The organism is uncultured Marinobacter sp. (genome assembly GCF_947259545.1).
GTDB lineage: Bacteria > Pseudomonadota > Gammaproteobacteria > Pseudomonadales > Oleiphilaceae > Marinobacter.
This window is the reverse complement of record NZ_CAMYMK010000002.1, coordinates 742,720-764,618: the sequence shown is the minus strand read 5'-3', so window position 1 is coordinate 764,618 and position 21,899 is coordinate 742,720. Positions and strand designations below refer to the sequence as shown.

15 protein-coding genes are annotated in these 21,899 nt (G+C 58.7%); 8 read left to right on the top strand and 7 right to left on the bottom strand.

Annotation, left to right across the window (positions count from 1 at the left end):
* Positions 1-66: 66 nt before the first annotated feature.
* The 6 genes from Q0Y21_RS03680 to Q0Y21_RS03655 form a co-directional block, all read right to left on the bottom strand.
* Entirely contained in the window at positions 67-561 is a 495-nt protein-coding gene (locus Q0Y21_RS03680) for a protease complex subunit PrcB family protein (protein WP_297791661.1), read from the bottom strand.
* Positions 558-3,221, bottom strand: a complete 2,664-nt coding sequence (locus tag Q0Y21_RS03675; protein WP_297791659.1) for a S8 family serine peptidase — start codon at positions 3,219-3,221, stop codon at positions 558-560. Before Q0Y21_RS03675 ends, Q0Y21_RS03680 begins: the two co-directional genes overlap by 4 nt.
* A 175-nt stretch (positions 3,222-3,396) precedes the next feature.
* Positions 3,397-5,448, bottom strand: a complete 2,052-nt coding sequence (locus Q0Y21_RS03670) for a TRAP transporter large permease subunit (RefSeq protein WP_297791657.1) — start codon at positions 5,446-5,448, stop codon at positions 3,397-3,399.
* A gap of 21 nt (positions 5,449-5,469) precedes the next feature.
* Positions 5,470-6,480 carry a putative solute-binding protein gene (locus Q0Y21_RS03665; protein ID WP_297791655.1) on the bottom strand — a complete coding sequence of 337 codons (1,011 nt, stop codon included), beginning with the start codon at positions 6,478-6,480 and terminating at the stop codon, positions 5,470-5,472.
* A 63-nt stretch (positions 6,481-6,543) separates the two neighbouring features.
* Positions 6,544-7,605, bottom strand: coding sequence for a hypothetical protein (locus tag Q0Y21_RS03660; protein ID WP_297791653.1), 1,062 nt, complete (start codon positions 7,603-7,605; stop codon positions 6,544-6,546).
* A gap of 321 nt (positions 7,606-7,926) precedes the next feature.
* Positions 7,927-8,541, bottom strand: a complete 615-nt coding sequence (locus Q0Y21_RS03655; protein ID WP_297791651.1) for a TetR/AcrR family transcriptional regulator — start codon at positions 8,539-8,541, stop codon at positions 7,927-7,929.
* Between the two features lie 158 nt (positions 8,542-8,699).
* Here Q0Y21_RS03655 and Q0Y21_RS03650 point away from each other — a divergent pair, with 158 nt between their 5' ends.
* From Q0Y21_RS03650 to Q0Y21_RS03615, 8 genes are all read left to right on the top strand, one after another.
* A complete protein-coding gene (locus Q0Y21_RS03650; protein ID WP_297791649.1) occupies positions 8,700-10,505 on the top strand; it encodes an acyclic terpene utilization AtuA family protein in 1,806 nt (601 codons plus the stop codon).
* The gene (locus tag Q0Y21_RS03645; protein ID WP_297791647.1) at positions 10,505-11,371 is read left to right on the top strand and encodes an SDR family oxidoreductase; all 867 of its coding nucleotides are present in this window, start codon (positions 10,505-10,507) and stop codon (positions 11,369-11,371) included. The genes Q0Y21_RS03650 and Q0Y21_RS03645 overlap by 1 nt, the downstream gene beginning before the upstream one ends.
* A 10-nt stretch (positions 11,372-11,381) precedes the next feature.
* Positions 11,382-12,998 carry an acyl-CoA carboxylase subunit beta gene (locus Q0Y21_RS03640; RefSeq protein WP_297791645.1) on the top strand — a complete coding sequence of 539 codons (1,617 nt, stop codon included), beginning with the start codon at positions 11,382-11,384 and terminating at the stop codon, positions 12,996-12,998.
* A gap of 496 nt (positions 12,999-13,494) precedes the next feature.
* Positions 13,495-14,655, top strand: a complete 1,161-nt coding sequence (atuD, locus tag Q0Y21_RS03635) for a citronellyl-CoA dehydrogenase (protein ID WP_297791643.1) — start codon at positions 13,495-13,497, stop codon at positions 14,653-14,655.
* Positions 14,656-14,671: 16 nt separating this feature from the next.
* Positions 14,672-15,493 carry an enoyl-CoA hydratase-related protein gene (locus Q0Y21_RS03630; RefSeq protein WP_297791641.1) on the top strand — a complete coding sequence of 274 codons (822 nt, stop codon included), beginning with the start codon at positions 14,672-14,674 and terminating at the stop codon, positions 15,491-15,493.
* Positions 15,494-15,712: 219 nt separating this feature from the next.
* Entirely contained in the window at positions 15,713-17,683 is a 1,971-nt protein-coding gene (locus Q0Y21_RS03625; protein ID WP_297791639.1) for an acetyl/propionyl/methylcrotonyl-CoA carboxylase subunit alpha, read from the top strand.
* Positions 17,680-18,507: an NAD(P)-dependent oxidoreductase gene (locus tag Q0Y21_RS03620; RefSeq protein WP_297791637.1), complete on the top strand. Its 828-nt coding sequence runs from the start codon at positions 17,680-17,682 to the stop codon at positions 18,505-18,507. The genes Q0Y21_RS03625 and Q0Y21_RS03620 overlap by 4 nt, the downstream gene beginning before the upstream one ends.
* A gap of 70 nt (positions 18,508-18,577) precedes the next feature.
* Positions 18,578-20,407, top strand: coding sequence for a long-chain-acyl-CoA synthetase (locus tag Q0Y21_RS03615; protein WP_297791635.1), 1,830 nt, complete (start codon positions 18,578-18,580; stop codon positions 20,405-20,407).
* A gap of 390 nt (positions 20,408-20,797) precedes the next feature.
* Here the strand turns inward: Q0Y21_RS03615 and Q0Y21_RS03610 are convergent, their stop codons facing one another.
* Positions 20,798-21,778, bottom strand: a complete 981-nt coding sequence (locus Q0Y21_RS03610; protein WP_297791633.1) for an NADPH:quinone oxidoreductase family protein — start codon at positions 21,776-21,778, stop codon at positions 20,798-20,800.
* Positions 21,779-21,899: the final 121 nt, after the last annotated feature.

The following is a 21,899-nucleotide window of genomic DNA, read 5'->3' as shown; positions in this document are numbered from 1 at the left end:
GTTTTGTGCCCCGATGACGAACCCGGCGCAGGCGTGGTCCGGGCAGCATTGTCCGTGGGAGGAAATCTAGCGTTTGCGGGTCACGGTTTCCATGCCGGTGCCGGACACCCGCAGGCGGTCCCAGCCCTGCGAAGTGACGGCGATCACCGCACAGGGCGTGGTCAGCGCCTGGGTCACCATGGCACCAGCGGAAGGCTGTCTGACGTTGACGGCGAGCTCCAGAACACCCTCAGCGATGATGGAAGAATCCAGGGTAACCCCGTAACCACCTGTCGGTTTCTGCCCCAGCCCGACCAGCACCAGATGTTCCCGTTCAAAATCCACACTGGCCAGGGTGTCCAGAGCCAGGTTCTGGGCAGGTAATCGGGACAAGCGCTGAAGCTGATCGTACTGCTCTACGTAGACCACTCCAGGCGCGGTCAGTCCACAGTGATCAGACTGGGTCACCTGTCGGGCCAGGGGGGCACCCTCTGACGTCTCGGAACGACTGACGGTAGCGGCACACCCCGCAAACAACAGGACACTCACCACAAAACCCACTCTGGCATAACGTAACTTCAACGATCTGTCTCCACTTGACGCACGGGCTCTTCCTGATCATCGACACCGGTTTTCAGGCGATAGCCCTCGAAACCATAACGAGGCACGCCCAGAGAGGCAATGGTTGGGCGCCTGAAACTGGTGCTCAGTGTGACACCGGAGAGGGGGTCATCGCCAATGACGATTTTTTCAGGCAGGCCGTTAACCGGGTATTCGGCACAGGCTTCGCCGTTCTCGCAGATCAATCCGTTGTTGTCCATGTCGGTGCCCGCCACCAGGAAATACTCACCCGGCTCCACTTCGTCAAATGCGAAACTGTACTGACCCTCCGAGGCATTGACGACCGTTTGTGCCTCGGTCGCCCGACTGTCATCCGTGCTGACCAGCAAGACATAGTGTCGACCGGCATCCCGATCCTCCGGGGAGTCGCCAAACTGCAGGGTCACTGGAATGGTCAGGGGGCTGGCCGTCTCCCCGCCGGCATTATCGCTGTATTCGATGACGATATCAGTACTGTACGTCTGGGACTGATCCAGTCCTGTCGTATCCACTGAAACGGTGACAGGCTCGGAGGTATTGATCGCCCCGGCTTCCAGATCGACCAGCCAGGGCGCCGAATCGGTCACACTGTCAATCGAAATGTTCGCATTGGAGGGAAACTTGGCGAAATCGAATTGCTGCTGGTTGACCACCCCATTGAACTGCAGGCTCGAGGGATTTGCTGCCAGGATGGTTGAGGTGGTCCCATCCAGAGCTGCGTCCACCGATTTAAGAGCGTCAATCATGCCAGCGCCATATTCCGTCTGATTGGGCGGGGGGCTGGTCAGTTGGCCGCCGATCAGGAACGCAAAGAAACGATCCGGTGTCATAGCCGCATCCACGGATTTCATCAGGGCATAGACCCCAGACACATGGGGAGCGGCCATGGATGTGCCCTGCAGGCCCGCATATCCAGGGACAAAAACGCCACCGTCATCGGTGCCCCAGGTGCTGATAATCAAATCAGCCTGGCCGTCCTGATTGGCATCCCGGCTGGCATCACCGCCAGGCGCCACCAGATCCACGGAGGGACCGATATTGGAGTAGGACGAGCGCTCACCCGCGCCATCGACCGCGCCAACACCGACAACATTTTCAAATGCGGCCGGATAGATGGGCTCATCCGTGCCCTGGTTGCCGGCCGCCGCAACCACCAGTTTACCGGCGTCCGTCGCACTATTGATCGCCGCCTCCAGGCTCTGACTCGGCCCCAGCCCCCCAAGGCTGAGGTTAATCACATCGATTTCACTGCGGGTCGCTGCCCAGTTGATGGCATCGATCAGATCCGCCGCGTTACCTTCGCCACCTTCACCCAACACCCGAACGGGCAAAATACGCGACAGGGGGGCCACGCCAATCACACCATTCATGTTATCCACCGCACCGGCGATACCGGCCACATGAGTACCATGAAAGCTGCTGCTTTGGGCCCTGCCATCGCCGGGATCCGCGGGATTGGCATCGCGGCCATTCGGATCCCCCCACCGACTATCGATATCCAGTTCGGCGGACACGTAATCCATGATCTGACCGATGACAAGATTCACATTGGCGTCAATATCGGGATGCCAGTCACCGCTGGCTGACGGCGTGTTGCGGAACAGGCCGGTATCCATCACCGCAATCCCGACACCCTGACCTCCTTCGGGAGCCGCCTGCCAGGCCAGGGGCAATTGGACCAACGGATAGTTCCATTGCCGCGAGTAAAGCGGATCGTCATCAGGCTGAATCTGTTGGGCCGTGTAAATGTAGTTGGGTTCTGCAACGTCCACATCCGCACTCTCTCCCAGCTGCTGAATCCAGCTCAGGGTTTCCGTCCGCCTCTGCTCGGGCGTTTGAGCCGACAACGCTGTCACCGGTTGCCCCGTACTGCGACGTACCCGCCACGATTGTCCACCCAGGTAACGCGCCTCGGCTGCTGACATCGCCTGGGCTACGGCCAGACCATCCTGCCCCGCGGCAGTTTCGGCCCTGAAGGTAACCACCGCTTCATCAACCAGAAAATCCGGCTCGGCATAGCGGGTATTCATCACACTGGCAGAGCTCTCACTGGCCAGCGTCAGCACATACCGGAACGGAGCACCACCAGAGGTACTCAACTCAATAAAATAGGCGCCCTCTTCAAAACCAGTACCCATCACTGCGGTTATGGGGAGGGAGCCGGTAGACTCACTGAGGATGATCACCTCTTGGCCGGTATCCGCATCCACGATCCTCAAGGTTCGCTGGGGAGGCAATGTTCCTACCGGGAAATACGAGCCAGGTGATTCGAAGACCTGGAAATTGATTCGGTCCCCTTCCGAGAGTTCGGCAGCGTATATATCGATACGGTCAGTAAAATACTCAAAATTATCCGCGGTGTCGGTGTTATAGGTGCCACGAGACGAGCTCAGGTAGCCGCCCACCACTGCAGTATTGGGAAGTGCCTGGGAGGTATTTCTGGAATCGTTATCTCCGGCCAGGCCCACCCGGATATCGTCTGCGGTATCCATATCCACACGGGTCCGGCTTTCCATGGAAATGGTCCCCGACAGATCCGCTTCCACTTCTCCGGAAACGCTACCGCCGCCACCGCCGCCACCGCATCCGGACAACAACCCGGCTACGAGCAAACCACCGATTCCCAAGCGCTCTGTCAACATCTGCACCCACCTGACTCCTGTCATTGATACGTGTTATGTACTAAAGGGTATAGCACAGTGCCACCGGTTATCTGACAACTTCTGTTGTGATTACGTTCCTGAACGATACCGGGATGCAAAAAAACCGCCGGCAGGTTACCCCACCGGCGGTTTCTGAAGCATAACTACACCCACCTTACAGGGCGTAGAACAACATCGGCACGAAGGCTGAAATCAGCAGCGTCGGCACCATTACCGCCAGGGGCAGCAACAGGCGCTCGTATCGATGCCAGAACGAGCCTGTCCGCTCGGCCGCCAACACTTCGGTTTCGCCCACCACCTGACGGGTCAGCAAGTGGTTCAGCGCAACCGGCGGGCTGAGATAGCCCAACTCGAACGCCACCAGACAGACAATCCAGAAGTGTAACGGATCGATACCCAACTGAATGGCTGGTTGAGCGATGGTTGCCGACACCAGGACGACCGCGCCGAATGGATCCATCACCATACCAATGATGGTAAGCATGATCACAATCACCAGCATGGCAATCCACGGGCTAGTGAGATCCTCCGGGAACAGGGCATGAACAATGTCAGACCGCTCCAGGATCCCGCCCAGACAGATGGAGAAACCGATCAACGCCAACAGCGCCCCGATATGCACCGCTGCATCACTGGCGGCGGCAGTACTGCGGCTCCAGAACGCCTGGGAGCGGCTTTGCCCGTCGTCCCGGCTGTCCTTGTTGGCATCCAGATAGACCAGAGCCAGGATCACCAGCGGCATAATCATCGGGGCACTGTACTCATTGAAGCCCAGTCCCAGAATGATCCAGATAGCCAGTACCACACCGATAGCGACGGCTGCATACGGAGCCAGAGGACGAAGCTCTTTCAGCGCCTCGCGGAATGCACCCGGTGCGGGGCGTGGTTTCCAGTTGCCCTGTGTCTTGCACACAATGATGGAGAACAGGGTGGCTGACATCATGAACACCCAGAAGCCCCAGCCATACATCTCGGTCGTTGTGACTTCCTTGTTCAGGGCAGCCACCACAACAATCAGCAGGCACGGATTCAACACCACACCCAGGCTTCCAGACATGGCAGTCGTTGCCAGAGACAGCTGACGACCGGCGCCGGCGCGGCGCAGTTCATCGTAGACCACGCCACCGACGGCCAGAATGAAGATACCGGACGCCCCGGTGAACGCGGTGGGGAATGCCGTGGCAAAGATCATCACAGACGCCAGCAACGGCGCAGGCAAATGGAACGGCTTGATGATGTTCAGCAACAGCTCTGGTATACGCGTCTGCTTCAGAGCCATACCCACCAACACGTACAGACCGATGTTGATAAACATGGATGACAGGTTGGTCATCATGCCGAAGTAGATGGCAAGACCCGAAGAATAACCGTCCACGAAGAAGAAGTAGCTCATCGCGATCAGGCCCATGGCGCAATACAACGGCAGCACCAGGCCAGAGGAGGCTTTCAGACTCCCCGCCTTCATTCGCTCCGGGACATTGATAAAGCGCGCCAGGTTAATCACCATGAACAGCCCGAATACAGCGGCCCAGGCATTCTGAAGCACGATATTGTCTTCCGACCCCGGCGAGGTTTCCAACTTCCCGACGTAAGAGAGCAGGGAGAAAACCATGAGGCCATTAATGACCAGCTGCACACCCTGACTCAAACGCCATTCCGCCCGGTTGCGAGGCAGCCTCAGCGCAATGTGATCGGCATCCAGCGCGGAAATCGCGGCCGCCATCGCAAACATTGCGATAAACAGGAACTTGGTCAGCTCAATGTTTTCCAGCAGGAATGAGGCGAACCCCTGCTCCACGGTCTTGAACACCGACAAAGCCGCCGTAGCGTGCTTCTGGTTCTCGGCGTACATCTGGTACTTCTCTCCGCAAAGCGCCAGATTCCGCTCCAGGGACTCCCTGATGGAGGCTGCGTTCGGCGGGGAGCTGAACAAATCGTCCGGATCAGGCTCGTAGGCATCAATCCGCTTCTGGACCTCGGCCTCAACATCCATCGTTCTGTTACACGTGGGTTCGGTCGCGTCCGGATTCAGCAGATAGTAGTTCGGCCAGGTCTGTTCCCCCACCCAGAGCATTCTGGAGTGGAGGGAATTGCCCATGCCGAGAAGTAGTGTGAAAAGCAGGAGCAGCAGGAGGATGACCCCGTGCATACGATGCACGGGGTAAAGGGTCTTGACGCCTGCTGTCGAAAGCGCTTGCCAGTTCATGAAGGATCCGCCTTGAAGTTATTATTCGCGATCGCTTGCGGTGCATTCAGACGCAGACGGGTTGCTGGAGCAACGGATCTTGCTGAGCAGGCTCATCATCTTGGGATGGTAAACCTTGTCCGCACCATGGCTGCCGTCACGAAGCTGGAGACGGTTTTCACGGAACATTTCCTGGTAACCCTGGATGTCTTTTTCCGGGATACGGATCCACTTCTCTTCAGGGATTGCTGCTTCCTGGCCCTGGATCAGGTCCATGGCCTGCCCGTACATGCCCCAGGCTACTTCACGGGACTTTTGCGCTGCTTCATCGCTCAAAGCATCATCACGAGCAATGACCTGAATGGTCAGTTGGGCCAGCGGATAGTCGACAATGCCGCCGTTATCGCCGATACCCTTGTAGAGTTCCAACGCCTCGTAGGCGAACGCTGGCGCGTATGCGGCATCAACTGAACCGTTATTGAACTTGCCGGCAAAGTTGGTGATATCGGAAGGAACCACCGTGGCCTTCACATGGTTAACCATGTGGATGGCGTCCTTCTGGTAATCCAGAGTCGCCATGCGCTTGCCTGCCAGCTCACCTGCGGTATCGATACTGCGATCGTTTACAAACAGGTAACCGGCACCGACAGGTACAATGCCCAGCACTTCATAGCCGTTATCCTTCATCAGCGGGGCGGCCTTGGGGGTTGCCAGAGTTGCCAGCACCGTCTTCAGGTCGCCGTATGTGGGAAGCGCGCCGACCGCACTGATACTGCCGGTAAACTTGTTGAACGGACGTGTACGAAGGTCTGTCGCTGCAACTGCGTCACACTGGCCCGAGTTGAAATCGCCCACCGCGACGCCCTCGTCAGTATAGGGGCGCAGGTCAAAATCAACACCGTGAGCTTTCATCTCAAGGGCGTAGTCCTTGACCATGTTGAACATGTCACCATTAGCGCCGATGACATCAAACACGCACATTTTGATTGGTTCGGCTGAGGCAAACGGTGCAGCAGCGACGAGTGATAAGGCAGCAAGGGATTTACGGATCATAACTGACCTCCGGGTCATTCTTGTGTTTGTAAGGGATTGCTTTGACCGAGGCTGGATGCCTGCTTACAGCAGGTCATCCAGGTTCATGGTTTCAACTTCTTCTTCGCTTTCCGGGCTCATCTTGCCGAAATGGCGTCGTGGCGTCCGGTAACCGTAATTGGCCGTCCAGTGTTTATCGGAAGAGAACTGGATTACGTCACGGGCGACTTCGTCCAGCAAACGGTAGTCGTCGTTGACCTCAATGGTGTTGTCCGCCTCTGCGAAACGTGCGATCAGGTCTTCAAGGACTTCCGGCTTACCAAATGTTTCTGCGGCCACCGCTTCCAGTGCCATGGAAATCCGGAAACCCGATTCGATGGAAAGCCTGGAACTGTCTTCCAGAACTGCCCACGGATCCGGCGACAGTGCCGGGCGGGTATCCGGCAACAGCAACCAGACCAGGCTGCGAATTGCATTCGGCGTTCCACCCCACTTTTCGTTATCCAGGCAAGTTGCGGCGCGTTCCGCCTGGGGCGCAATGTTCCGGGGCACACCCGCCATGGCACCGGAGTTGGCATCGTTGACGATTGCCTGCAGACCGGTCAGAAGCCCAACCATGAATGTCAGCTCGTCCTGATCGTTAAACAGGAACGGGCATTCCAGCTCTTCAGCGCCGGGATCAAACTCGTAGGCGGCCATGGCACGCTGGAAAGCAATGTAACGACGCTTGGCGGTTTCCGCATTCAAACGCTTGGCCCGCTCACGTGCGTCCTTCGCTGCAGGTACATTGCCGGCGTAATCTTCACGCAGGTATTCCAGCTCGGCCTCCCAGGCCCGGTACTCGGCACAGTTACCCGCCAGCAGCATTAGCAGGGAGCCTGTGCTGTCCGGCGCTGCGGTGACCCGGGAAAACGAATACAGCAAGGGATCAATGCCTTCACCCAGGGCACAGGCCATTTCCGGGTCGGACATTTGCAGCACGTAGGGGGTCGCTTCTCCCTCCGAGTAGGCGGAGAGCACCATGCCGGTGGTGGAATAAATCGGATTTGCCGAACAGCCAGCCAGCAAGGCCAGAGCGGCCAGAGTCAGGAGCTTGTTGCGCATGGAAACAATGCTGCCAAGGGACTTCGCCAGTGTAGAGATCATAATTCGCCCTGTGTTCTACGTTGTTTTTATATGTCCGGGATGAAGCGACCACAGCTTGTTATCAGGTTTTGCTTCCCGTTTAGCACGAGAGGGTGCTGTCATCCCACGAACCTATTGCACCTTTGACGATACAAAGAATGCGGTGAATCTTGTCGGACAGAAATGGCTCGAATGCCGATTTGGTTATGCCGATCGGGCCAATGGCCCCCAGAGAAACAAAGAATACGAACTTATCTTGATGAAAAACAAGTGATTTGGAGGCCATATAATCTAGGCACGCTTGTACCAAAGACGACCGCCTCCAACAAATGGTTTCCATTTTTATTTCGTCAGCCCCATCATGGCCACCACCTGATCCGTCAGCCCGTCGAGGCTCAAACCACCATCCGGTCGATACCAGGTCACGGTCCAACTCAGGGCTCCCGTCAGCATTCGGCGCACGACAAAAGGTTCCGCCTTCAGGCTTCCCTCGCTTTTCATCGTGCTCAGCACATCCAGCCAGAGCTGCTCGTATATATCCCGCAACTCCAGCACTTCCAACTGGGATGCTTCAGACAGACTGCGCCATTCATACACCAGCACCGCCATGGCTTCGCCAGTCTGGCCGTTGATGAACTCAAGCTCGGCGCGAATTAGAGCGCGGAGTTTTCCATAACAGGTGCTCTCCTTATCCATGGCTGCCTGCATAAGAGCCGTATTCAGACGAATGGTCTCCACCATCACGGCCTTGAGAATCTCTTCCTTGGTGCGGAAGTGGTGAAACAGACTGCCGGACTGAATGCCAACGGCTGCCGCCAGATCCCGAACCGTAGTGCGCTCATAACCTTTATCGCGGAACAGCCGGGCGGCTTCCCGTAGCAATCGACCACGGGCACCTGAGGGATCGGAGACCAGGTTATCAGCAATAAGGGAACGGAGAATGGCGTCTTGGGTCACGGGCTAGTCCAGCTGCAGAAACAATGGCGACATTCTACCCACAATTTCCCTGTTTACAAACCAAGCGCTTGCTTGGTATTGTCATTTCTATCATTGGACAACCCCGTCAGGTCAGGTGACCCGAAACCTCGACGACCATAAAGAGCAAGGCAACTACCATGGCAGACTCACCGAAAACCGTTCGCATCGGCTGTTCCGCTGCTTTCTGGGGCGACACCGAGACCGCCGCAGCCCAACTCGTCAAACAAGGCAATATCGATTATCTGGTCGCGGACTACCTGGCCGAGATCACGATGTCGATCATGGCGGGCCAGAAAATGAAGGACCCCACCCAGGGCTACGCCCGGGATTTCGTCCAGACCGTCATGGGCCCACTGTTGGGGGACATCAAAAACAAAGGCATTCGGGTACTGGCTAATGCCGGGGGCGTCAACCCGGCCGCTTGCCGGGATGCCCTGCAGGCATTGTGCGACAAGGCAGGCGTGGACATGAAGATTGCCCTCGTTCTGGGCGACGACCTTATGGCGAAAAAGAAACAACTCGCTGAGGCCGGCATCACTGAAATGACCACCGGCCAGCCCATGCCACCGATGATGGTCAGCCTGAACGCCTACCTCGGCGCACCGGGTCTGGTGGCAGCTCTGGAGCAGGGAGCCGACATTGTCATTACTGGTCGTGTGGCAGACAGCGCACTGGTACTGGCGCCACTGGTTCACGAGTTTGGCTGGCACTGGAGCGACTATGACAAGCTCGCCCAGGGCAGCCTGGCTGGCCACCTACTGGAGTGCGGCGCCCAGTCCACCGGCGGCAACTTCACCGACTGGCAGGACGTGGCCGACGGGTTCTCCGATATGGGGTTCCCTATTGCCGAGGTCAGCGCCGATGGCAACTTTCTGATCACCAAACCGGAAGGCACCGGAGGCAAGGTCAGCCGTGGCACCGTGGCCGAACAGCTGGTGTATGAAATTGGCGATCCGCGCGCTTACCTGCTACCGGATGTGACCTGCGACTTCACCGGCGTGGAACTGACCGAGACCGGAAAGGACCAGGTCACGGTGCGCGGCGCCCGTGGGTTGCCACCGACAGACAGCTACAAGGTATCCGGCACCTGGCCGGATGGCTTCAAATGCACAGTGACCTTCCTGCTGGCCGGCATTGACGCAAAAGCCAAAGCACAGACGGTGGCCGATGCAATTCTGACCAAAACCTCCCGCCTGTTCAGCGAACGCGGCCTGCCGGATTACACAGAAACCAGCGTGGAATTGCTGGGCACGGAAGCGACCTACGGCGCCCATGGTCGACGGCAGGATTGCCGTGAAGTCGTGGTAAAGATCAGTACCGCTCATCCAAAGAAGGAAGCGCTGGTGCTGTTCTCCCGGGAAATCGCCCAGGCCGCCACCGGCATGGCACCGGGAATCACCGGCATCGTGGGTGGTCGCCCGACCGTGTGGCCGAAGATCCGCCTGTATTCCTGTCTGGTGCCGAAATCCGAAGTGTCGGTTGCCGTTGATCTGGCGGATCAGAAACACACAGTGGATGTCAGCACCGAAGGTGGCTTCGACCCGGCTCAACTGGCTGATCCGTCAGTACACCAGGAGCTACCGGCCACCGACACGACGGTACCTCTGATTGATCTGGCCTGGGCCCGCAGTGGCGACAAGGGCGACCACAGCAATATTGGGGTAATTGCCCGCCATCCGGACTTCGTACCCTTTATTGAAGCAGCACTGACCGAAGCCGCCGTGACCGACTGGATGGCACATACCCTGAATCCCGAAACCGGCAAGGTAACCCGATGGGCCCTGCCCGGCTTCCATGCCTTCAATTTTCTGCTGGAGCACAGCCTTGGCGGCGGCGGTGTCGCCAGCCTGCGTATTGACCCGCAAGGTAAAGCCTTCGCCCAGCAATTACTGGAATTCCCCGTGCCCGTTACCCGGGCCGTTCTGGAAAAAGGACAACACTGATGAGCTACCAATCCATCTTTCACCCTGACCTGTTCAAGGGCCAGACCTTTATCGTCACCGGCGGTGGTTCCGGCATCGGCCGCTGTACCGCCCATGAGCTGGCTGCCCTCGGCGCCCGCGTCGCTCTGGTGGGTCGCAAGGCCGAAAAAGTTGAGGCAGTGAAAGCCGAGATTACCGAGGACGGCGGGATCGCTACCGCCCACGTATGCGACATTCGCGAGGAAGAGTCCGTCAAAGCGACCGTAGCCGCTATTGTTGAGGAACACGGTGGACTCAATGGCGTGGTCAACAACGCGGGCGGCCAATTCCCCTCCCCCCTTACCGGCATCAACCAGAAAGGCTGGGAAACCGTGGTGCGCACCAACCTTACCGGCGGTTTCCTGATGGCCCGCGAGGCCTACACACAGGCACTGAGCAAAACCGGCGGCGCCATCGTCAACATCGTTGCGGATATGTGGGGCGGCATGCCCGGCATGGGCCACTCAGGCGCCGCCCGTGCCGGCATGGTGAATTTCACCCAGACCGCTGCGGTGGAATGGGGGACGTCCGGCGTTCGCGTCAATGCCGTTGCCCCCGGCTGGATAGCCTCCAGCGGCATGGACAACTACCCGGAACACATGAAGCAGTGGATTCGCAGCCTCGGGGATAACGTACCCCTGAAACGCATGGGCACGGAGGCCGAGGTCAGCGCCGCCATCTGCTTCCTTTTGAGCCCCGGTGCGGCTTTTGTTAGCGGAGACTGCCTGCGAATCGACGGTGCTGCATCCCAGGGTGGTCGGGTCTGGCCCTTCCCGAAAGCGAAGAACAACGAGCCATTCAACGGCTTCCACCGGGCCACTACCCCCAAAGTGTTGGGCGAAGGTTGAGGAGTTACCAATGCAGGTCATCGAATCCAGTGTCAGCCCCCAATCAGACGACTTCCGCACCAACGCCGAAGCCATGGAAGCCCACATTGCAACGTTTCGCGATGTGGAACAGAAAGTTCTGGATTTGGCGGAAGCGGCCCGGGAGAAGTTCACCAAACGGGGCAAACTGCTGCCCCGGGACCGCATCAATCGCCTACTGGACCGTGGCACTCCCTTTCTGGAACTGTGTTCACTGGCCGGCTACAAGATGCACGATGACAAGGACGGCAGCCTGTCCGGCGGCGGCATCATCGCCGGCATTGGCACCGTCAGCGGCATCCGCTGCCTGGTGGTCGCCAGCAACAGCGCCATAAAAGGCGGCACGATCACGCCCGCCGGGCTGGACAAGACCCTGCGCCTGCAGCAAATCGCCATGGAAAACAAACTGCCGGTGGTGTCCCTGTCAGAAAGCGGCGGCGCCAACCTGAACTACGCCACCGACATTTTCGTGCTCGGCGCCCGCGGCTTTGCCAACCAGGCGCGCATGTCCGCCGCCGGCATTCCCCAGGTCACCGTTGTCCATGGCAACGCGACCGCCGGTGGCGCCTATCAGCCGGGACTGTCCGATTACGTCATTGCCGTGCGCAACAAGGCCAAAATGTTCCTGGCTGGCCCACCGCTGCTCAAAGCGGCTACGGGTGAAGTCGCCACCGACGAAGAGCTGGGCGGAGCCGAAATGCACGCCCAGGTGGCCGGCACCGCTGAATACCTGGCCGAAGATGACGCTGATGGCATCCGCCAGGCCCGTAATATCCTCGAAGCCCTGCCCTGGAACGAACAGCTGCCACCGAAACGGGAACTGCAATGGGAAGAGCCACTGCATCCTGTCGAGGAGCTGCTGGGCGTGATCCCGGCGGACTCGAAAAAACCCTACGACGTCCGCGAAATTCTCGCCCGCATTGCCGATGGCTCAAAATTCATGGACTTCAAGAATGAGTTCGACGATCAGACGGTCTGCGGCACCATCCGCATCGAAGGTCACTCCGTCGGCATCATCGGCAACAACGGTCCGATCACCCCGGCGGGTTCTGCCAAAGCCGCACAATTTATCCAGCTTTGCGACCAGGCTGGCACACCGTTGCTGTTCCTGCACAACACCACCGGTTTCATGGTGGGCACGCACTCGGAACAGAACGGCATCATCAAACACGGCTCGAAAATGATCCAGGCCGTGGCCAATTGCAGGGTACCAAAGGTCGCAATTGTGATCGGCGGTTCCTATGGTGCAGGTAACTATGCGATGTGCGGTCGCGGTCTGGACCCGAGATTTATCTTCGCCTGGCCCAACAGCCGCACAGCGGTCATGGGCCCGGCCCAGGCTGGCAAGGTAATGCGCATCGTGGCGGAGGACAAGCAGCGCCGGGGCGGCATGGAGCCGGATCCGAAGACGCTGGATTTCCTGGAACAGGCCACGGCCAAGAAACTGGAAGACGGTTCCACTGCCCTGTTCGGCACCGCCCGCATGTGGGATGACGGCCTGATCGACCCGCGGGATACACGGCGGGTAGTGGCTCTCGTTCTGGATGTGTGCCGGGAAGCTGAGGCGCGGCAGTTGCGGCCTAATACGTTTGGGGTGGCTCGGCTTTGATCGTGGTTTGAGTTTTGGGGGAGCCCGCCTCGTGGATTGCTTGTTTGGGTGGGGGCACCGTCTGGGAGTGCGTGTCCAAAAACCGCTACAAGCACGTCCGTGTGCGCTTCTCTCCGGCCATCCATGGCCTCCGAAATTTTTGGACACGCCCTCCCAGACGGTTTGACCAAGCCCAGAGTTAACGCCTTTAACGAGAAGGCTTTTCTAAAGGCATATAGCTGGAAAAACAAACGTAAGTCGGGTGATGCCTGTGACCAATCCGACCTACAAAAGAACTAGAGCTGAACAAAAATTCAGCAAACAGCACCACATTTATAGTCAAAGCGAGTGTGTGGAACGCCTTCCAGAAAATTTCGGAGGCCATGGATGGCCGGAGAGAAGCGCACATGGATGTGCTCGTAGCGGTTTTCTGGAAGGCGTTCCACACACTCGCACCCAAGCTAAAGGACCTGCACCAACACAAGCAGGCAAGAACTAACCCGAGGAGCACAACAAAATGAAATTCACAGCCGAACACGAAGCCCTGAGAAAAACCGTCCGTGACTTCGTGGAAAAAGAAATCAACCCACACTGCGACGAGTGGGAAGAAGCCGGCGAGTTTCCCATTCACGACATCTTCAAGAAACTCGGCAACCTCGGCCTGCTGGGTATCCAGAAGCCGGAAGAGTATGGCGGCATGGGGCTGGATTACAGCTACAACCTGGTCGCGGCGGAAGAGCTGGGCATGGCGCGTTGCGGCGGTGTGCCGCTGGCCATCGGGGTGCAGACGGATATGTGTACCCCCGCGATCTCCCGCTTTGGTTCGGACGAACTCAAGCGCGATTTCCTTACACCGGCCATCGCCGGTGACATGGTCGGCTGTATCGGCGTGAGTGAAGTGGGCGCCGGTTCCGATGTCGCAGGCATGAAAACCACCGCGAAAAAAGACGGCGATGACTACGTCATCAACGGCTCCAAGATGTGGATCACCAACAGCCCGAAGGCTGACTTTATCTGCCTGCTGGCCAACACCTCTGACGACAAGCCCCACAAGAACAAGTCTCTGATCGTAGTGCCGATGAATTCCCCGGGTATCTCCTTCAGCACGCACCTGAACAAACTCGGCATGCGCTCCTCGGAAACCGCCCAGATCTTTTTTGACGACGTGCGAGTTCCCCAGCGTAACCGCATTGGCGCCGAAGGGACCGGGTTCATGATGCAGATGCTGCAGTTCCAGGAAGAACGCATGTGGGGTGCCGCCAACGTGATCAAGGCACTGGAGAACTGCATCAACCTGACCATCGACTACTGCCGCGAGCGCAAGACCTTCGGTCAGCCACTGATCGACAACCAGGTCATCCACTTCCGTCTGGCAGAACTGCAAACCGAGGTAGAAGCCCTGCGCGCCCTGACTTATCAGGCCTGCGAGCTTCACGTGGAAGGTAAGGACGTCACCCGTCTGGCCTCCATGGCCAAACTGAAAGCCGGCCGCCTGGGCCGCGAAGTGACCGATAGCTGCCTGCAATACTGGGGCGGCATGGGCTACATGTGGGATAACCCCGTGTCCCGCGCGTTCCGTGATGTGCGACTGGTCTCCATCGGCGGCGGTGCCGATGAAATCATGCTGGGCATCATCTGCAAGATGATGGGAACCCTGCCGGGTAAACGCAAAGACTGATACAGGGAGGCGATCAATGGACCAGCTACCGCATTGCGAAACGCTGCTACTGGAGATAGAGGGGCCCACCCTGCACATCACCATCAACCGGCCGGACGTGCGCAACGCCATGAGCCTGCAGATGGTGGCTGAACTGTCGGCGGTATTCGCACAGATCGAAACCGACCTCAGCATACGCGCCGCGGTCATCCGCGGCGCCGGCGGCCACTTCTGCGCCGGCGGTGACATCAAAGACATGGCCGGAGCCCGTGGACAGGAAGCCGGTGACGGCGAAGCTGATCCGTTCTACCGACTGAACCGGGCCTTCGGCCAGATGATCCAGCAGGTGAACGAATCCTCAAAGGTTGTCATCGCCATCACCGAAGGCGCGGTGATGGGCGGCGGCTTCGGCCTGGCCTGCGTCTCAGACGTCGCTATCGCCGGGCCGACCGCCAAGTTTGGCATGCCGGAAACGTCGCTCGGGGTTATCCCTGCACAGATCGCGCCCTTTGTTGTTGAACGCATCGGCCTGACCCAAGCCCGTCGATTGGCGCTGCTTGGCCTGAGAATCAGTGCGGATGAGGCGTGCACGCTCGGAATTGTTCACCAGGTAGCGACGTCGGATGAACAGATCGACGAACTACTCGGCCAGGCCCTTGAGCGCGTTCGTCACTGTGCCCCGAAGGCGACGGCGGAAACCAAAGCGTTACTGCACCGGGTGGGTCACGAATCCATGAGCGGGTTGCTGGACAGTGCCGCAGAAAAGTTTGCCGCAGCCATTCGCGGCGACGAAGGCGCCGAAGGAACAATGGCCTTTATGAAAAAGCGCCCCCCGAAATGGGCAGGCGACGCCGAATGATTCAGCCAATAAAACAATAGTGTTCAACCAGCGGGCACGAACAAAGTTAGAGGGAGCGCCCCTGTCGGGGCAGGCTTCCGGAAAATTTCGGAGGCCATGGATGGCCGTAGAGAAGCGCACAGGGATGTGCTTGTAGCGGTTTTCCGGAAGCCTGCCCCGACAGGGGTGCGGACGAGCACCAAACAACGCCAGCGCGCTGCAAACGTAGGTCACAGAGTCATGCTGAAAAAATTACTGATAGCCAACCGAGGCGAAATTGCCGTCCGGGTCATCCGCACCGCCAAAGCCCTGGGGTACCGGACCGTAGCCATCTACTCCGAAGCCGACGCCCGCGCCCTGCACGTGCATGAGGCCGACGAAGCCGTGTGCGTTGGCCCCGCTCAGGTGTCCGCGTCGTACCTGAATGTCGACGCCATACTCGATGCAGCCAGAAAAACCGGCGCCGACTGCATCCACCCCGGCTACGGCTTCCTCTCCGAGAACGCCGGCTTCGCCAACGCCTGCAAAGATGCTGGCCTGATCTTCGTCGGACCGCCAGCGAGCGCCATCGAACTCATGGGCAGCAAGCGCCGCTCAAAAATCGCCATGCAGGAAGCCGGCGTACCCGTCGTCCCCGGATACGAAGGCAATAACGCCAGCGACGACGAGCTCATCAGCGCCGCAGGCGACATCGGCTACCCACTGATGATCAAAGCCTCCGCCGGCGGCGGTGGCCGGGGCATGCGCCTGGTACAACAAGAAACCGAACTGGCAGACAACATCAAACGCGCCCGCTCCGAAGCCAAACAGGCCTTCGGCGACGACGAACTGATCCTCGAAAAAGCGGTCATCGAGCCCCGCCACGTGGAAATCCAGGTCTTCGCCGACCGCCACGGCAACGCCGTCTACCTTGGTGAACGGGACTGCTCCGTGCAGCGTCGCCACCAGAAAGTCGTGGAAGAAGCCCCCTCACCTTTCGTCACCCCGGAGCTGCGACAAGCCATGGGTGAAGCGGCCGTTAAAGCCGCTCTCGCCTGCAGCTACGAAGGTGCCGGCACCGTCGAATTCCTGGTGGACAAAGATCGCAACTTCTACTTCCTGGAAATGAACACCCGCCTGCAGGTGGAGCACCCGGTCACCGAACTGATCACCGGACAGGATCTCGTGGCCTGGCAGCTGGCCGTGGCTGAAAATCAGCCCCTGCCCCTCAAGCAGGAGGAGATTCAGCTCAACGGCCACGCCATGGAAGTGCGACTGTACGCCGAGGATCCCGCTCACGATTTCACTCCGCAGACCGGCCCGCTGTACGCCTTTGAACCCGCACAGGGCGAAGGTCTGCGCTTCGACACCGGCGTGCGTTCCGGCGACACCATCACGCCACACTATGACCCCATGCTCGCCAAAGTCATTGCCTGGGGCCAGAATCGGGACGAAGCACGCCGACGGCTGATTCGCGCTCTGGAAGACACCACGGTGTTTGGCGTGACGACTAACCGTTATTTCCTCAGCCGCATCATCGCCGACGAGACCTTCGGTGCAGGAGAAGCCACCACCGCGTTCCTGCAGCAAGCCTTCCGCGATGATCCGTCACTGGCTCCCTACACGCCGGGCATCCGCGAACTCGCCCTGGCGGCCTGCATACTCGACCATGGCAATTTGGGCCAGAGCGCCTGGAGCAATGCTCCAGCGACCATGACGCCAATGAAGCTGGACACTGGCGGGGATACTGTTGAGCTTCTGGTGCGAAAGACCGGGAACACAGTGTCTGTCAGCCATGGCGACAGTCATTATCAGCTGCTTCTGGAAAGCTTTGGTGATGGCCTGTTATGCATCATCGACAACAATGTACGTCAACGTTGCCAATATCACCGTGAAGGGGATTCCCTATATTTGCAGGCGTTCGGGCAAGCCTGGTCTGTGCGGGACGTAACCCACCAGCCGGCGGCAGGCGCCAACGGCGCTGGTAGTGGCAAAGTGCAGGCCACCATGGACGGCGCCATCATCGATGTATTGGTAAAATCGGGCCAGACCGTCCAACAGGGCGACACACTGGTTATACTGGAAGCCATGAAGATGGAGCATCCGGTCAAGGCAGATCGCGATGGTGTGGTGGACGAGGTGCTTGTCAGCAATGGCGACCAGGTCAAGCGTAGCCAGATGCTGGTAAACATCGCGGCCCCAGAGGCCGCAGATCAGGAGGCCAGCGCATGAACAGCCTGAACAACAGAACAGTCTTTATCACCGGCGGCAGCCGGGGCATCGGCCGGGCCATCGCCCTGGCCTGTGCCAGGCAGGGGGCAAACGTGGTGATCGGAGCCAAGTCCGACACGCCACACCCGAAATTGCCGGGCACCATTCACAGCGTGGCGGAGGAAATTCGCGCTGCCGGCGGACAGGCGTTGCCTCTGGTCCTGGATGTGCGGGACGAAGCCCTGGTACGCCAACGTGTGAATGAGGCCGCTGAACATTTTGGCGGCATTGATGTGCTGGTGAACAACGCCGGCGCCATCAGGCTGACCGGGGTGGAAAACCTCAAGGCCAGTCGCTACGACCTGATGCATCAGGTCAACGCCCGGGCGGTGTTTCTGTGCAGCCAGGCCGCGCTGCCCTGGCTGAAGGCGTCGGATAATGCTCACATCCTGAGCCTGTCGCCGCCATTGAACCTGAACACAAAATGGTTCGCCCAGTACGGACCCTACACGACAACAAAGTACGCCATGACCATGCTCAGCATGGGAATGGCAGAGGAATTCAAGCGTTACGACATTGCCGTCAACTGTCTGTGGCCGAAAACGCTGATCGCCACGGCGGCCATCGAGTTTGAAGTGGGTGGTCCTCAAATGATGGCCCAGGGCCGCAAGCCCGAGATCATGGCCGATGCCGCAGTCAGCATCCTGAACCGACCGGGCACAAGCCTCACAGGTGAGGCCCTGATCGACGAAGACGTCCTCAGGGGCGATGGCGTAACCGATTTTGAACAGTACCGGTACGCGGCGGGCGACAAACCGCTGCTACCGGACCTGTTTCTGGATTAGCCCCGACGGCGGATGGTGTCCCGGGGCCGAAAAGATAAAACGACAACTCAACACCCTTACGGATAGCACCATGAGTCAAGATAACGTTTCAGCCCGCGACATCGTCCGCAGCATTCCCGGCATCGTTCGCCGTTTTCCCTCCATTGCCAAGGGTTACTATTACTACTCGGTCAAAAATGAAAAGAAAGAACTGACCCTCGGCACCCTGGTGGAACGCAACGCGGAGAAATACCCGTCCCGCCCCGCCATTGCCTACGAAGACCGCAGCCTCACCTGGTCCGAATTTAACGCCTGGGCTAACCGCATCGCCAACTTCCTGCTCGCCCAGGGACTGGTCAAGGGTGAGTCCATCGCCGTCTTTCTGGAAAATCGCCCGGAAATTCTGGCTGTGGTGGCCGGTGCTGCCAAGATCGGCGTGTCCTGTGCCATGCTCAACACCTCCCAGAAAGGCAAGGTGCTGGAACACAGTGTCAACCTGATCAAACCGCGCATGGTAGTAGTTGGCGAGGAACTGGTAGAACCGTTCGATGCGGTCAAGGCAGACCTGCTGACCCGGCACCGCACGCCTTTCCTGTTCCTGGCCGATACCAATACCCTCAACATGTTTGGCGAGGCGCCGGAAGGCTACGTCAACATGGCCGAGAAAGTGAGCGCCCACGGTGGCACCAATCCGGTACTCAGCAACCCGCCGAAAATGGGTGACACGGCGATTTACCTGTTTACCTCTGGCACCACCGGCCTGCCCAAAGCCGCTCCCGGCAGCCACCGCAAGTTCGTAAAAGCCTACGGCGGCTTCGGCCTGATGTCCCTGGCCATGGAGCCGGAGGATGTCCTTTACTGCACACTGCCGCTCTATCACGGCACGGCCCTGCTGGTGTGCTGGGGGTCGGTACTGGCTGGCGGCTCATCCATCGCCCTGCGCCGCAAGTTCTCAGCCAGCGCCTTCTGGGATGATGTGCGCCGTTACAACGCCACCACCTTCGGCTATGTCGGTGAACTCTGCCGCTACCTGCTGAACCAGCCCGCCAGCGAGCAAGATCGTAACCACAGCCTGACCAAGATGATCGGCAATGGTTTGCGCCCGTCGATCTGGAAGGAATTCAAAGACCGCTTCGGTATCGAGACCGTGGCAGAACTGTATGCCTCCAGTGAAGGCAACATCGGCTTCTCCAACTTCTTCAACATGGACAACACCGTGGGCTTCTCCACTGCCCCGTACAAACTGGTGAAGTTCCACGAAGGCACGCGGGATCCGATCCGCAACAAGAAGGGCTATATGCAAGCGGTTCGCAAGGGTGAGCCAGGACTGCTGATTGGCGAGATCACCAAGAAGTGGTCGTTCGAGGGCTACACCCAGAAAGAGGCCACAGAAAAATCCATCCTTCGCGATGCGTTCAAGAAAGGCGATGCCTGGTTCAACACCGGCGACGTGCTCAAGGAAATCGGCTGCGGCCACCTGCAGTTCGTCGACCGCATGGGAGATACTTTCCGCTGGAAGGGCGAGAACGTGTCCACCACGGAAGTGGAGAACATCCTTGACGGCTCGGGCATGGTGGAAGAAGCCATTGTCTACGGCGTGGAAATCCCCAAAACCAACGGCAAAGCCGGCATGGTCACTCTGGTTCCCCAGAGCAACGGCAGCGAGTTTGATATCAACAAGCTGTTCGCTTACCTGAAGGAGAACCTGCCCGCTTACGCGATCCCGGTGTTCGTACGCGTGACCCACGCCATCGAGAAAACCGGTACCTTCAAGTACCGCAAGGTGGATATCCAGAAAGCCGGCTATTCCCTCGGCAAGCCTGGCGAGGAAGTTTATGCCTGGCTGCCTCGTACGGATGGGTATACCAAGCTTGATGAGAAGCTGGTTTCTGAGATTGATGCTGGGAAGGTTAGTTTCTGACTTTGGAGGGGCCTGCTTCTTTGGGCCCTAGCCTGTTTTTTCTGGGGGGCTGCGCTGGTGGGCGCCCCCTCCCAAAAACCGCTACAAGCACGTCCGTGTGCGCTTCTCTCCGGCCATCCATGGCCTCCGAAATTTTTGGGAGGGGGCGCCCACCAGCGCGTTCCGACAGCTCAGTTATGTCCGGTCAAATTCAAAAGCGTAGTTACGCAGGCCTGAGATATCCGAGAAGCTGACAAGCCGTGTCGGGCAGGCCTTCCCAAAAATCTTGGAGGCCATGGATGGCCGGAACGAAGCGCACATGGATGTGCTCGTAGCGGTTTTTGGGAAGGCCTGCCCGACACGGCGTCACCACCAGATCAGGCAGGCTGAGATCCCAGACTAAACCAAAACTCAGGAACCGACCTTAAGCACTACCTTCCCGGTAGCACGCCGTTCGGTCAGGGCACCCAGAGCCTTGGCGTAGTCCTCGAATTCGAACACTTCGCTGATCTTCGGATCGATCTTGCCTTCAGAGTAGAGCTTCATCAGCTCCATCATGTTCTGGGCGCTGGCCTCTGGTTCGCGCTGGGTGAAGCTGCCCCAGAACACACCGACCACGGAACAGCCCTTCAGCAGTGTAAGGTTGGCGGGAATCTTGGGGATATCTCCGGCTGCGAAGCCGATGATCAGGTGGCGGCCGTTCCAGGCCATGGCGCGCAGGGCTTGCTCGGTGAATTCACCGCCGACCGGATCGTAGATGACATCCACGCCCTTGCTCTTGGTCAGCTTCTTGACCGCCTCTTTCAAGGGCTCTTCAGTGTAGTTGATCAGCTCATCGGCACCGGCTGCTTTCGCCACCGCCAGCTTCTCGGCGGAACTGGCCGCTGCAATGACATGAGCGCCCATGGCCTTGCCCAGTTCCACAGTGGCCAGGCCCACGCCGCCGCTGGCACCCAGCACCAGCAGGGTTTCACCCGGTTGCAGATTGGCGCGTTGCTTCAGCGCATAGTAAGAGGTGCCATAGACCATGGAAAAGGCTGCGGCTTTTTCGTCAGGCATGGCATCGGGGATCGGCAGCAGGTTCTGTTCCGGCGCCACGATTTCCTCAGCGAAGGCACCGTAACCGGTCAGGCCAGCCACCCGGTCGCCCGGTTTGAAGCGGGTAACTTTATCACCCACCTCGATCACTTCGCCGGCCATTTCACCGCCGGGAGAGAATGGCAGCGACGGCTTTAGCTGGTACTTGTTTTCAATAATGAGGGTATCGGGGAAATTCAGACCCGCCGCCTTCACGCGGATCTTTACACCGCGGCCTTTGACCTCAGGACTCGCAACATCTTCGATCACCAGCTTTTCGGCCGGGCCGTATTCTTTACAGAGGATGGCTTTCATAGTGACTCCATTGTTATGGGGAAGACGTACATGCCGTTTTTGATTCCCATCAAGCTAAACAGAGTCACTCCATGAAGCAAATAAAGATATCTTATCCAGACGCATTAGGCTGGCTTATGAC

What these genes read in the sequence shown, in the direction of transcription:
- Q0Y21_RS03675 (WP_297791659.1), bottom strand. Translation starts at nt 3,221, where the DNA reads ATGTTGACAGAGCGCTTGGGAATCGGTGGTTTGCTCGTAGCCGGGTTG.
- Q0Y21_RS03670 (WP_297791657.1), bottom strand. Translation starts at nt 5,448, where the DNA reads ATGAACTGGCAAGCGCTTTCGACAGCAGGCGTCAAGACCCTTTACCCC.
- Q0Y21_RS03665 (WP_297791655.1), bottom strand. Translation starts at nt 6,480, where the DNA reads ATGATCCGTAAATCCCTTGCTGCCTTATCACTCGTCGCTGCTGCACCG.
- Q0Y21_RS03660 (WP_297791653.1), bottom strand. Translation starts at nt 7,605, where the DNA reads ATGATCTCTACACTGGCGAAGTCCCTTGGCAGCATTGTTTCCATGCGC.
- Q0Y21_RS03650 (WP_297791649.1), top strand. Translation starts at nt 8,700, where the DNA reads ATGGCAGACTCACCGAAAACCGTTCGCATCGGCTGTTCCGCTGCTTTC.
- Q0Y21_RS03645 (WP_297791647.1), top strand. Translation starts at nt 10,505, where the DNA reads ATGAGCTACCAATCCATCTTTCACCCTGACCTGTTCAAGGGCCAGACC.
- Q0Y21_RS03640 (WP_297791645.1), top strand. Translation starts at nt 11,382, where the DNA reads ATGCAGGTCATCGAATCCAGTGTCAGCCCCCAATCAGACGACTTCCGC.
- atuD (WP_297791643.1), top strand. Translation starts at nt 13,495, where the DNA reads ATGAAATTCACAGCCGAACACGAAGCCCTGAGAAAAACCGTCCGTGAC.
- Q0Y21_RS03630 (WP_297791641.1), top strand. Translation starts at nt 14,672, where the DNA reads ATGGACCAGCTACCGCATTGCGAAACGCTGCTACTGGAGATAGAGGGG.
- Q0Y21_RS03625 (WP_297791639.1), top strand. Translation starts at nt 15,713, where the DNA reads ATGCTGAAAAAATTACTGATAGCCAACCGAGGCGAAATTGCCGTCCGG.
- Q0Y21_RS03620 (WP_297791637.1), top strand. Translation starts at nt 17,680, where the DNA reads ATGAACAGCCTGAACAACAGAACAGTCTTTATCACCGGCGGCAGCCGG.
- Q0Y21_RS03615 (WP_297791635.1), top strand. Translation starts at nt 18,578, where the DNA reads ATGAGTCAAGATAACGTTTCAGCCCGCGACATCGTCCGCAGCATTCCC.
- Q0Y21_RS03610 (WP_297791633.1), bottom strand. Translation starts at nt 21,778, where the DNA reads ATGAAAGCCATCCTCTGTAAAGAATACGGCCCGGCCGAAAAGCTGGTG.